This window comes from Helicobacter sp. T3_23-1056 (genome assembly GCF_053654535.1).
In genome coordinates this window covers 13,903-25,887 of the sequence record NZ_JBSIUU010000020.1, presented here as the reverse complement: position 1 = coordinate 25,887, position 11,985 = coordinate 13,903, and the positions used below count along the sequence as shown (strand labels likewise).

The 11,985-nt window shown below is 40.5% G+C and carries 11 protein-coding genes; 6 read left to right on the top strand and 5 right to left on the bottom strand.

Going from position 1 to position 11,985, the window contains the following annotated elements; genetic code table 11:
• Positions 1-1,500 (bottom strand): UDP-N-acetylmuramoyl-L-alanyl-D-glutamate--2,6-diaminopimelate ligase, encoded by a 1,500-nt coding sequence (locus tag ACWIUO_RS10115; RefSeq protein WP_454177777.1) that lies wholly within the window; start codon positions 1,498-1,500, stop codon positions 1-3.
• A gap of 67 nt (positions 1,501-1,567) precedes the next feature.
• Positions 1,568-2,209 (bottom strand): histidine kinase, encoded by a 642-nt coding sequence (locus tag ACWIUO_RS10110; RefSeq protein ID WP_454177776.1) that lies wholly within the window; start codon positions 2,207-2,209, stop codon positions 1,568-1,570.
• A gap of 163 nt (positions 2,210-2,372) precedes the next feature.
• On the opposite strand from ACWIUO_RS10110, the gene ACWIUO_RS10105 reads away from it, so the two are divergent.
• The 3 genes from ACWIUO_RS10105 to ACWIUO_RS10095 all read left to right on the top strand — a co-directional run bounded on the left by ACWIUO_RS10105 (position 2,373) and on the right by ACWIUO_RS10095 (position 7,179).
• Positions 2,373-4,403 (top strand): N-6 DNA methylase, encoded by a 2,031-nt coding sequence (locus ACWIUO_RS10105; protein WP_454177775.1) that lies wholly within the window; start codon positions 2,373-2,375, stop codon positions 4,401-4,403.
• A 96-nt stretch (positions 4,404-4,499) separates the two neighbouring features.
• On the top strand, positions 4,500-5,150 hold the full coding sequence (locus tag ACWIUO_RS10100) for a hypothetical protein (RefSeq protein ID WP_454177774.1): 651 nt from the start codon (positions 4,500-4,502) through the stop codon (positions 5,148-5,150).
• A gap of 103 nt (positions 5,151-5,253) precedes the next feature.
• Complete coding sequence (locus ACWIUO_RS10095; protein WP_454177773.1) at positions 5,254-7,179, top strand: restriction endonuclease subunit S; 1,926 nt, start codon at positions 5,254-5,256, stop codon at positions 7,177-7,179.
• Positions 7,180-7,291: 112 nt separating this feature from the next.
• Here the strand turns inward: ACWIUO_RS10095 and ACWIUO_RS10090 are convergent, their stop codons facing one another.
• Together ACWIUO_RS10090 and pflB are read right to left on the bottom strand one after the other, a co-directional pair.
• Positions 7,292-7,456 (bottom strand): hypothetical protein, encoded by a 165-nt coding sequence (locus ACWIUO_RS10090; protein ID WP_454177772.1) that lies wholly within the window; start codon positions 7,454-7,456, stop codon positions 7,292-7,294.
• A gap of 65 nt (positions 7,457-7,521) precedes the next feature.
• A complete protein-coding gene (pflB, locus tag ACWIUO_RS10085; protein ID WP_454177771.1) occupies positions 7,522-9,777 on the bottom strand; it encodes a formate C-acetyltransferase in 2,256 nt (751 codons plus the stop codon).
• Between the two features lie 212 nt (positions 9,778-9,989).
• Here pflB and ACWIUO_RS10080 point away from each other — a divergent pair, with 212 nt between their 5' ends.
• The 3 genes from ACWIUO_RS10080 to ACWIUO_RS10070 all read left to right on the top strand — a co-directional run bounded on the left by ACWIUO_RS10080 (position 9,990) and on the right by ACWIUO_RS10070 (position 11,282).
• Positions 9,990-10,682, top strand: coding sequence for a LysE family translocator (locus ACWIUO_RS10080; protein ID WP_454177770.1), 693 nt, complete (start codon positions 9,990-9,992; stop codon positions 10,680-10,682).
• A gap of 71 nt (positions 10,683-10,753) precedes the next feature.
• Complete coding sequence (locus tag ACWIUO_RS10075) at positions 10,754-11,029, top strand: type II toxin-antitoxin system RelB/DinJ family antitoxin (RefSeq protein ID WP_454177769.1); 276 nt, start codon at positions 10,754-10,756, stop codon at positions 11,027-11,029.
• On the top strand, positions 11,019-11,282 hold the full coding sequence (locus ACWIUO_RS10070; protein ID WP_454177768.1) for a type II toxin-antitoxin system RelE family toxin: 264 nt from the start codon (positions 11,019-11,021) through the stop codon (positions 11,280-11,282). Before ACWIUO_RS10075 ends, ACWIUO_RS10070 begins: the two co-directional genes overlap by 11 nt.
• 14 nt (positions 11,283-11,296) lie before the next feature.
• Here the strand turns inward: ACWIUO_RS10070 and ACWIUO_RS10065 are convergent, their stop codons facing one another.
• Entirely contained in the window at positions 11,297-11,971 is a 675-nt protein-coding gene (locus ACWIUO_RS10065; protein WP_454177767.1) for a hypothetical protein, read from the bottom strand.
• Positions 11,972-11,985 lie beyond the last annotated feature (14 nt).

Genomic DNA, 11,985 nt, shown 5'->3' with positions numbered 1-11,985 from the left:
TTAGCTCTTTTTCCCTAAGCTAGCTAGCACCTCTTTGACTACCTCCCTATCATCAAAATGAATGCTTTTATCCCCCAAAATCTGATAAGTCTCATCGCCCTTGCCTAAAATAAGCAAAATCTCATTTTCTGCTAGATTTTGGATAGCTTTAGTGATTGCGACTTTTCTATCCACTTCGCAGATGATTTCTCGCTGTTGTGCTGCCTCGCTTTTTTTGCAGGCTAATCCCAAATCTAGCGCGTTTGTAGGAATCCCGCTTATAATATCATTGATAATTTCTTGTGGATTTTCACTTCTAGGATTATCGCTTGTTATGTAGAGTTTTTTGGCATATTTATACGCACAAAGCCCCATTTTTGGTCGCTTTGTCTTGTCTCTATCGCCACCTGCGCCAAACACAACGACAATCTCCCTCCCTTTAAAACTAGCAAAAATCTGCTCCATACCATCGTGCGTATGGGCAAAATCAACGATAATAAGCGGATTTTGGCTTACCACTTCCATTCGCCCCTCTACCCCGCCAAAATGCTGAAGTGTAGCCACAATAGAATCTAGCGATTTTAGAGGGTTTGTAGGGGATTTTTTGTTTGTAAGATTTTGCAGGCTTTTTACGCACAAAATCGCGGCTAGGGCATTGTAGAGATTATGCTTGCCATAGAGATTTGCCTCCATAATAGCCTGCTGTCTCTCTAGCTCATTTGCAAAGCTAATATGCGCGCTTATGCCATTATCTAGGCTATATGCGTTTGCTTTTAGATTTACTTGCTTTGTGTTTATTTTTGCGTTTTCTATGCCATAATAAAGCGCGTTTTGATTAAAAATCGCATTTGGCTCATCAGCGTTTATTATCACGCTACCACCATTTGCTATGGTTTCTTCATCTAGCAAAAAATGATTTTTCACGCGGATATATTCCTCCAAAGTCTTATGATAGTCCAAATGATCACTTGTGATATTTGTAAGCACTTTAGCGACAAAATCTAGCCCCGCGATTCTCTCTTGGCAAATCGCGTGAGAGCTAACCTCCATAACGACAAAATCACACTCCCTGCATTCATCTAGCAGGGCATATAGCTCCAAAAGGCTTGGAGTGGTAAGCCCTTTTGGGCGGATTTTTGTGTCATTTTTATACGCGCCACGAGTGCCAAATAGCGCGCAAGAAAATCCCAAATCAAGCAACATCGAATAAACAATCGCCGCCGTAGTTGTCTTGCCATTTGTCCCTGTGATACCGATGATACTAGGCAGTGGTGCAAAAATGCTAGCTAGCTTTTTGGGGGAAATGATATTTGGTAGCAAATCTTGGGTTTTGATTTTGGTGTTTTTTGCAAAATCTTTTTGCAAAAAATCATCGATAAAATTTTCATTGCTTTTGGTGCGGACAAGCAAAGAGTGGGCATCTAGCTCTCTTGTATCATCAGTGATAAAATCCAAAGTTTTGTTGTTTTGGTATAGCGTTTGTAGTGCTAGGTTTTTAGATTTTGAGATTGTGATTTTCATAGGAAGTGGTGGATTTTATTTTTTATGTCTTTTAAAATATGGGCAAAATCTATGTGGTTATCTTTGCTTAATTTTTTTGCTTTTTAGTTTGGTTTGATAGCTCTTTGCTTAAAGCATTTTTGTTTTGGATAATCTGCAAAATATCTTTGTTGCGCGTGATTTGAGGCATATCCTCTATGTATGAGAGCGCGATATTTTCAAACCCATTTTCAATCAAATCTTTTAAGAAAGTATAAAAATCCTCACGCGAAGTAAAAATCACTTTTGTGCTAAAAATGAGATTTTCAAACACTTCTTTAAAGCCCTTTATTTCGCACATTTTTTGAAAATCTTTATACGCCACGCCATCTAGGCTTTCAGATTCTAGGTTGTCTTCGGTTTGCATTGTTTGTGAGATTTCATTTAGCCCTTCATCAAAAGATGACAACAAATCAAGCATCTGCCTTTGCAAATCCGCTCTATTGGCTCTAGGAGCGGTGGATAGCAAGATATGATAAAGTTCGTTAAACACTTCTGCTTTTTTGGGAAAATCTGTGGCAATATCGGCGATAAGCACGCCTACTTTTGCCTCCAAATCGCTAGTATCTAGGCTTAGTGCTTCGCTAAATAGTTTCATCGCGCTAAGATACCTGCGCTCATTTAGGGCGTTAAACCCTTTTTTGATGAGTCCGCGCTTTTTGGGAGTGTATGAGGGGATAGATTCTAGCATTATGACTCCTAAATAACCACAAAACAGCGCATTTTACGGACATTTGGCATATTTTGTGGCAATGATTTTTTATAGTTTTGTGGCATAATTTTAGCACAACTTGGCTACAATAACCCTCTTAAAACCCATAAAACTACAACACACGCAAGATAAAGGACGCACTATGCACACGCCACAGCTAGCACAGATTCTCAAAGATAGCGAATATAGATTAGAGCTTTTTAGCGAGGAATCTATCGCAAATTTAGAGGCAACAATTATCGTTAAAAACACTAATGGGGGGGGGAATAAGCAAAATTATTATGCCACTTGCTTAATTCGCCAAAAAGAGATTAAGCTAACCCCAGAAGAGATTATCCGCCAGCTTTATTTAGATAAGCTAATTAGCGAATACGGCTACCCAAAATCGCGCATTCAAGTCGAATACTCCGTGCATTTTGGGCGTGAAGTCAAGCGCGCAGATATTATCATAATGGATAAGCTCCAAATCACAACGCCTTATATCATTATCGAGGTTAAAAAGCCAAAGTTAAAAGAGGGCAAAGAGCAGCTAAAAAGCTATTGCAACGCCACAGGTGCGACTATGGCGGTATGGTGCAATGGCTCTGCTATCAGCTACTACCACCGCAAAGACCCAAATTATTTTGAGCCAATCCCAAATATCCCCGCAAGTGATAAAAGCCTAAAAGATATTTTGCAAGAGGATTTTAGATTTAGCGATTTGAGAGAAAAGGACATTCTGCGCACGCAAAAAACAAGCCTAAAAAATATCATTTTAGATATGGAAGATGAAGTGCTAGCAAATGCGGGCGTAGATGTGTTTGAGGAAGTTTTTAAGCTCATTTTTATCAAACTTTATGATGAGCTAGAAAGTGCGCGAAACGCCACGCGAAATTTAGAATTTAAAAACTACGGCGAATCAGATTCTGAGCTAAAAGCCAAAATCGAAAAGATTTTTAGCAAGGCAAAGGACAAATGGGATGGCGTATTTAGCAAAGATGATAAAATCAAGCTCTCCCCATCGCATCTTAGCGTATGCGTAGGCTCACTAGAAAATGTCAAACTCTTTAATTCAAACCTAGAAGTCATCGATGAAGCCTTTGAATACTTAGTAAATAAATCCGCCAAAGGCGAAAAAGGGCAGTATTTCACCCCGCGCTATGTCATCGATATGTGCGTAAAAATGCTAAACCCAAAGCCTAGCGAATCAATGATAGACCCTGCAAGTGGGAGCTGTGGCTTCCCTATTCACACTTGCTTTTATGTGTGGGAGCGACTTTACAAAGACAAAGGCTTAGAGCCAAGCCACCTTTTCACCGCAGAGGCTAAAATCCCCGAATGCACCGACTATGTCAAAGAAAAAATCTTTGGAATCGACTTTGATGACAAATCCGTGCGCGTCTCAAAAATGCTAAACCTAATCGCAGGCGATGGGCACACAAATGTGCTGTATTTAAATTCTATCGATTATGAGCATTGGGAGGAATGGACTAAAAGCGAGGAATGGGGGGATATTTATTTTGAAGGGTGGAGGAGGCTTAAAAAGCTCCGCGCAGAAAAGGACGCAAATAGAGATTTTAACTTTGATATTTTGATGGCAAATCCACCTTTTGCAGGCGATATAAAAGAGAGCAGGATTTTAGCGCGATATGAGCTAGGCAAAAACGCAAATGGCAAGGCACAAAGCAAGGTGGGGAGGGATATTTTATTTATCGAGCGAAATCTAAATATGCTAAAAGATGGTGGACGAATGGCTATTGTCTTGCCACAAGGGCGGTTTAATAATTCTAGCGATAAATATATACGCGATTTTATCGCAGAGCGTGCGAGAATCTTAGCTGTGATAGGGCTTCATAGCAATGTTTTCAAACCCCACACAGGCACAAAAACAAGCGTGCTACTTTTGCAAAAATGGGGCGGAGTCGATGAAAACGGCGGTAAAAATGGGGGCGAACTATGCCCCAAAGTCGAGGATTACAACATTTTCTTTGCCACTATGAGTAAGCCTAGCAAGGATAATTCAGGTGAGAAAATCTACCTAAAAGACGCGCAGGGCGGATTTTTGCTTGATTCACACGGGCATAAAATCATTGACCACGATTTATTTAACCACGATGGGCTGACAAATGACGGAATCGCCGAAGCGTTTATCAACTTTGCGAGAGCTGAAAATTTGAGCTTTTGGAGAGAATAGATTATGAGATTTTTAGAGCGCGTAGCAATCTTTGCAAGATTTTTAGCTAAAATGCGTCATTGCAATAAAAGTCATACAAACATTAAGGAATCTTAAATGACGCAAATCCCACATTCCGCGCTTATCACGCTATTTTCTACCACGCGACTAAACGACTACACAAACCCGCACGAACACGAGGCAAACTTAGCCCTTATCGGCAATATCTCACACAAAATAGGCATTTTAGAAATCGTGCTACGAAATCGCATCGATAGCCTTATGACAAACGCACAAAAGCAAGATTGGCTTTTATCCCTACCACGCGAACTAGAATCAAAGGGCGAGTTTCAAGCCCAAAAGCGCGATAAATTTATCTCTACCCAAAGTCTAGGATTTTGGGTAAGGCTTGTTGAAATTTACAAAATCCACAATAAGATTTTTGGCGAGGAATTTTTAGATAGCTTTGACTTCGCAAAATACTACGCTAAAAATAAGCGCACCTTCAAATCGAAGCATAATAGGGTATTGCGACACCACAAAGTGAGCGCGATTTTGCAACTTTTTCGCCTAATACGCAACCGCGCTTTTCACTTTGAGAATCTCTATAAAATGAATAAAAAGGGACCAAGATTAAGCGTCAAAATCTACAATCAGCACGGCGAATCCGCAATATTTTCAATCCACCCAAGCAAAATCATAGATTTTCTAAACGACTTAATCGCAAGTTTTGATACAAGGCTGATAACTTATGGGGAAAATGTGTAATGCAAATGTATAATGAAAGAGAGAGTGGCGGCAAGTGCCGCCTTGAAAACGAGCGAATTTTAGCACAAAATCATAAAAATAAACTTAAAAAAGGCAAAAAATAATGCAAAATCAAACACGCAATCTAAACGAATCCTTACAAGCGAAATATCCGCATTTGGAGCTATCCGTCCTCTCACTCTCCCAAGTGCAAAAGGACAATGAATCTAATCGCATTGATAGCGAGTATTTTAAAAAAGAGTATTTGGAAAATGAAGCAACGCTTTTAAATTTAAATTGCGAAATTTTGGGGCAAATAACCGAAAAAATATGCAATGGTTCAACGCCAGAAAATGGAGAATTTGAAAATCAAGGAATACCATTTTTTCGCTCACAAGATTTTGACCTTTTAGATACCGACCCTAAACAATATGTAAAGCAAGAATTTCATAATACTTTATCACGCTCAAAAGTGAAATATAAGGACATTTTAATTGCAATAATTGGCGCAACATTAGGAAAAATTGGATTTGTCAAAGAAAATATTGTAGAAGCCAACATAAATCAAAACATAGCAAAAGTTTCTATTAAAAATGAAAAATTTAATCCATATTTTGTGGCTACATTTTTAGATACTTATTATGGACAATATCAAATTTTTAGATTAGCAACTCAAACAGCGCAAGAATATCTAAATAATATTCAAGTAGCAAAAATCAAAGTCCCCCAATTTCCGCAAGATTTTCAATTAGAAATCCAACATTTAGTCCAAGATTCACATAAGGCGTTGGAGGATTCAAAGGCTCTTTACAAAGAAGCGGAGTGGCTTTTATATGAATCTTTGGGGTTAGATTCGCACAATCCGCTTGAATCTTTGCTTTGCGACAAATCGTCATTGCGAGGCTTTGAAAAAGCCCAAGCAATCCAAAACAAAAACATAGATTGCCACGAATCTAGTCTTTTTGACAAAAGCCTAGATTCTCGCAATGACGGCGCGGTGGATTGCCACGATTTTGCTACGCAAAATCTCGCAATGACGGATTCGGCACATTCCCCCGCCTTTGTGATAAATACCCCACCCCAAACCCCTCCCGCAAGGGGAGGGGCTTTCTCTTGTCCCCCCTCCCTTGCGGAGGGGGGTAGGGGGTGGGTAAATCCACAAGAAAAAATAGATTACCACGCCGATAAATCGACTTGCGATGACACCTTATCTTGTCATACTGAGGGCGAAGCCCGAAGTATCTCAAATAATTTTAAGAGAGATATTTCGCCAAACGCTCAATATGATAAAGATAGAGATTCTTCGCTCGTTTCACTCGCTCAGAATGACAACATAGAGCGCATAGTGTGCAAATACCCGCATTTAAATCTCTCTATCCGCCCACTATCGCAGGGCTACGGCGTAAGCGGACGCCTTGATAGCGAATATTACCAAACCAAATATGACACCATAGAGTGCAAAATCAAGGGCTATAATGGCGGTTATTGCAAATTGCGGGATTTAGTTTTGGATTATTCGGGCGGATTTGCCTTTTTAAGCGATGACTACCTAGAAAATGGCGATTTGGCACTTATTAGAATCGCTAACATTAAAAACGCGGATTTGGATATGAGCAACGCCGTTTATCTAAAAAACAGCGCAAAGGATTTAAGCCCAAAAGATAAAGTAAAACAAGGCGATATTTTAATCTCAATGTCAGGTAGCATAGGGCTTTCGTGCGTGATTCGAGAAAATATAGAAGCGATGGCAAATCAGCGAATCTTAAAAATTGTCATAAAAGATTTTAATGGTGAAGTGCTTGTGTTGCTTTTAAATTCTATTTTTTGCAAATTGCAATTTGAGAGAGTCGGCACAGGCGGGGTGCAAACAAACATTTCAAGTAGCGACATTTTAAATATCCTAATCCCAAAAATAGACACCGCCACGCAAGAGCAAATCGCTTGTAAAATCCAAAAAAGTTTCGCCCTGCGTGCAAAATCAAAATCCTTGCTAGAATCCGCCAAATCCAAAGTCGAGCAAAACATACAAAACCGCGCAAACCAACCTTAGAATCTAGAATTTAAATTCTAGATTCTAAAAGATATTTCGGTTTCTGCGAAACCTCAATACGACAATAAATGCTATTTGTCATTGCTAGCATTGTAATGCAATGCGCGGTAGTCTATTTGCAGGGATATTTCGGCTTTTGCAAAGCCTCAATATGACAAAGAGCTAGATGCCACGAAGTCGTGCCGACTTCTCGCAATGACAAATGATGGATTGCCACAAATCTAGCCTTTTTGACAAAATCCCAAAATCTCGCAATGATAGCGCGATAGATTGCCACGCGTCGCACTAAAATGCAACGCTTGCAATACCGAAACTAACGACAACCCCTCACCCACAAAAGCCCTACATCTTCTCGTGGAATGTCCTTGAGATGACATCGAGTTGTTGCTCTTTTGTGAGTTTTATGAAATTCACCGCATAGCCACTCACACGAATTGTTAATTGCGGGTATTTCTCGGGGTGCTCCATCGCGTCTTTTAGCATATCTTTTTGCAGCACATTGACATTGAGATGATAGCCCTCATCGGCGAAATACCCATCCATTAGCGATACAAGATTTTGCTCTTGCGCTTTACGCTCACTCCCTAGCGCACTTGGCACGATAGAAAATGTATTTGAAATCCCATCTTTTGAGTATTTAAAGGGCAGTTTTGCCACAGAGCAAAAGCTCGCCACACAGCCGTTTGTATCGCGCCCGTGCATAGGGTTTGCCCCTGGGGCAAATGGCTCTCCTGCTTTTCTACCATCGGGCGTAGAGCCTGTTTTCTTACCATAGACGACATTTGAGGTTATGGTTAGCACGCTCATTGTGGGGGTGGATTCTCGATAAGTGGGGTGGAGGGCTAGCTTTTGGGAGAAGCTCTTTACCAAATCCACCGCGATACTATCCACCCTATCATCATCGTTGCCATACTTTGGATAATCCCCTGCAATCTCAAAATCCACCGCCAATCCCGCTTCGTTGCGGATAGGCTTCACGCGGGCGTATTTTATCGCGCTTAGAGAGTCCGCTATCACGCTAAGCCCTGCGATACCCCCCGCCATAGTGCGCACCACTTCTTCGTTGTGGAGTGCCATTTCGATTCGTTCATAGCAGTATTTATCGTGCATATAGTGAATGACATTAAGCGTGTTGATATAGAGTCGCGCTAGCCAATCAAGCACAATATCTAGCCGCCCTTTGACCTCATCATAGTCCAAATATTCGCTTGTGATGGGGGCTAGCATAGGGGCGACTTGCACGCCTAGTTTTTCATCTTTGCCACCATTTATAGCGTAGAGTATCGCTTTTGCGAGGTTGCACCGTGCGCCAAAAAACTGCATTTGCTTGCCGATTTTCATCGGGCTCACACAGCACGCTATGGCGTAGTCATCGCCAAATTCTTTTAGCATTATCTCATCGCTCTCATACTGAATCGAAGAGGTATCGATACTCACCCGCGCACAAAAATCCTTAAAATTCTGTGGCAAGCGCGTATTCCAAAGCACGGTCATATTTGGCTCTGGGGCTGGTCCTAGATTATAGAGCGTATGGAGGAAGCGATAGCTCATTTTGGTTACAAGCGGGCGTCCATCAAGGCACATTCCCCCGATACATTCCGTAACCCAAGTGGGGTCCCCGCTGAAAAGCTCATCATATTCTGGCGTGCGCAAGAATCGCACCATTCGTAGCTTCATCACAAAATGGTCTATCATCTCTTGGATTTCGCTCTCTGTGTATTTGCCAAGACTTAAATCCCGCTCGGCGTAAATGTCTAAAAATGTGGAGATTCTCCCTATGCTCATTGCTGCGCCGTTTTGCTCCTTTATCGCGGCAAGGTAGCCAAAGTAAAGCCACTGAATCGCCTCTTTTGTATCTTTAGCAGGCGCAGAAATATCAAATCCATAGCTTAATGCCATAGTTTTTAGCTCATTTAGTGCCTTTATCTGCTCTGAGATTTCTTCGCGCAAGCGAATCACTTCCTCACTCATCACATCGGGGGTGAGATTTTTCTTTGCTTTGGTTTTTTCTTCGATAAGCCTATCTACGCCATAGAGTGCCACACGGCGATAATCGCCTATGATTCTCCCCCTGCCATAGGCATCGGGAAGTCCTGTGATGATTCCCACCTTTCGCGCTAAAAGCATCTCATCGCTATATGCGTCAAACACGCCATCATTATGTGTCTTGCGGTATTTAAACACATTTGCCACTTGGGCGTCCTCTTTTTTGTCATAAGCCTTAAGCGAATTTAGCACCATACGATACCCGCCAAAAGGCATTATCGCGCGCTTTAGCGGCTCATCGGTTTGTAGTCCCACGATGACTTCTAGGCGTTTATCGATATAGCCTGCATTATGCGAAGTAATGCTAGAGATAATATCCGTGCTGACATCATACACGCCCTTGCGCTCCCTCTCTACTTTCATTAGCGCGCAAACCTGCTCCCACAGCTGTTTTGTCGCATTTGTAGGCGCGCTTAAAAAACGCTCATCGCCCTCATAAGGCGTGAAATTTTTGACGATAAAATCGCGCACATTGATTTCATCTTGCCAGATTCCCCCTGCAAACTCACCTAGAATCTTAAATTCCGCTGTTATGTCTCTTGCCTCACTCATTGTTGCTCCTTTGATATTAGTTAAAATCATTATATAACTTTATGTTGCTAAAAATCCTTAATGCCAAGTCAAAATGCACGATTTTTAGACATATTTTTACGAAATTGCACATTTTTTGGCAGATTTTATGATGATTTTTTATATACTTTTTTTGATTTATAATTGTGTTTTACAAATCCCCAAATCCCAAAATCATTTAAAAAAGGACAACAATGTCTATAAACACCGCTATGATAATGCTTTTTGCCATAGGTTTTATAGGGGCGATAACGCCCGGACCAGATATGTTGCTTGTGGCTAGAAATACGATTTTATTTGGTGTAAGGCGTGGGTTTATCGTGCTAGGCGGAATCGCATTTGGGTGGATTTTTTATTTAGGTATTATTTATTTTGGATTTACGCACCTGCTATCAAACCCCTACTCCCAACTCGCTATAAGCACGCTAGGAGGGCTATATCTAGCATATATTAGCCTAAAAATTTTTCGCACACCCTATGATAAAAAAGAAGCAAACGCCACGCTAGAATCTAGTATCAAATCTAGCCTAGATTCTGCAAAAGATACCGACATAAAATCAATAGATTTAAAAATAACTCCCAACATAGATTCTAAAATAGCCTTGCCTGATAGCTTTTGGCATGCGCTTGTGGTAAATCTATCAAACCCCAAAGCGATTTTATTTTTTGGCGTGGTAGTTACGCAATTTATAGACAAAGATTTAGCCCTTAGCATTGCGGTGCTTTATGTGTCGCTTGTGAGTGCTTTTGTCTGCGTGGTGGTGGTGTCTAGCTATTGTAGAAAATTCATTACTTATAGGGTATTTTTTATCATCGACAAAGTTAGCGCGGTGATATTTTTGGGCTTTGCATTATCGCTTTTTTATCACGGATTTTGCAAAATCTAAAAACCCATTGTGCTAAAATAACACATACAAAATCTTACAAAACCTATCAAAACCATACAAAAGGATATAAAATGAATGCGTTAGTGCAGTTTAGAATGGATAGTGAAGATAAAGATGTGCTTGAAGCAATGCTAAAAGATATGGGGCTAGATTTAGGCACGGCGTTTAGAATGTTTGCCAAAAAAGTGCTAAAAACAGGCTCAATACCTTTTGAGCCAAGCACGGAAATCGACCCTGATACCATAATGACAAAAGAGGACAAAAAGGCGTATAAAAAGGCGTTAAAGGAACTTGAACGGGGCGAAACTATAAGCCACGATGAGCTAAAAAAGAAATATGGACTATAAGTTAGAATACGGCAAAGATTTGCTAAAATTTTTGGAAAAACACCCTGAAGTAGCCCCAAAAGTTGTCGCCAAACTTGAAATTATCGCGCAAAATCCTTATGACAATCCTTGCGACATTGCCAAACTACAAGGGCAGAAAAATCACTATCGCTTACGCATCGGTAAATATCGCGTGCTTTATGAAGTGCGCGATGGGCAGATTTTAGTCATCTACGCTTACAAAGCCGATTCTCGCGGGGATATTTATAAATAAAATCACACACTAAATCACACACTAAAATAAACTGCCAAAATCGTAGCAAAAAGCCCAAAACCTAGCGCGCTAAAGCTAGCGATTCTATCTTTTTTGCAAAAAGAAGTCATAATAAGCCCTGATAAATAAAATAGCAACAACGACACGCCAAACCCCATCGCCAAAAAATCAAACCACGAAAACGCAAAATCCCCGATTTTAAACTTGCTACCTTTTGATTTGTGCATAAGAAGTAGCACGCCATAAAGATTTCGCTTCGTTACTTGCATAACCACCCCCCCATCGCGCTCTTTTAAAATCGTTGCACCATAATAGACATTGCCCATACTCACATTCCCTCGCGCAATCCTTATACTAATATCACTTGGAATCTCTAAATTATGCTCTTTTAGTAATGCTAGCATTAGCCCTTGTTCCTCGCCCTTTTTTGGCATAGAATCTAGCGGGATTTTGGTGATTTTTGCGCCCGCATCTTGTCTTATGTCATAGATATATCCCACTCCTGTCAAAGCATAAATAATTGCTAGCGGTAAAAAAAATAAGCTCAAATACAAATGCAGTTTTATCCAAAATTTTTTGCTAATTTTTAGTTTTTTTATGCTTTTTGCAATCCGTATAAGCTTTGCAAGTCTTACAAATTGCAAATTTATAATCCTTAGTTTGTGCGTCTTACCCATAGTCTTGCTCATAAGAGTTTTCTCCT

Coding starts and splice junctions, on each gene's coding strand:
- ACWIUO_RS10115 (WP_454177777.1), bottom strand. CDS start 1,500: ATGAAAATCACAATCTCAAAATCTAAAAACCTAGCACTACAAACGCTA.
- ACWIUO_RS10110 (WP_454177776.1), bottom strand. CDS start 2,209: ATGCTAGAATCTATCCCCTCATACACTCCCAAAAAGCGCGGACTCATC.
- ACWIUO_RS10105 (WP_454177775.1), top strand. CDS start 2,373: ATGCACACGCCACAGCTAGCACAGATTCTCAAAGATAGCGAATATAGA.
- ACWIUO_RS10100 (WP_454177774.1), top strand. CDS start 4,500: ATGACGCAAATCCCACATTCCGCGCTTATCACGCTATTTTCTACCACG.
- ACWIUO_RS10095 (WP_454177773.1), top strand. CDS start 5,254: ATGCAAAATCAAACACGCAATCTAAACGAATCCTTACAAGCGAAATAT.
- pflB (WP_454177771.1), bottom strand. CDS start 9,777: ATGAGTGAGGCAAGAGACATAACAGCGGAATTTAAGATTCTAGGTGAG.
- ACWIUO_RS10080 (WP_454177770.1), top strand. CDS start 9,990: ATGTCTATAAACACCGCTATGATAATGCTTTTTGCCATAGGTTTTATA.
- ACWIUO_RS10075 (WP_454177769.1), top strand. CDS start 10,754: ATGAATGCGTTAGTGCAGTTTAGAATGGATAGTGAAGATAAAGATGTG.
- ACWIUO_RS10070 (WP_454177768.1), top strand. CDS start 11,019: ATGGACTATAAGTTAGAATACGGCAAAGATTTGCTAAAATTTTTGGAA.
- ACWIUO_RS10065 (WP_454177767.1), bottom strand. CDS start 11,971: ATGAGCAAGACTATGGGTAAGACGCACAAACTAAGGATTATAAATTTG.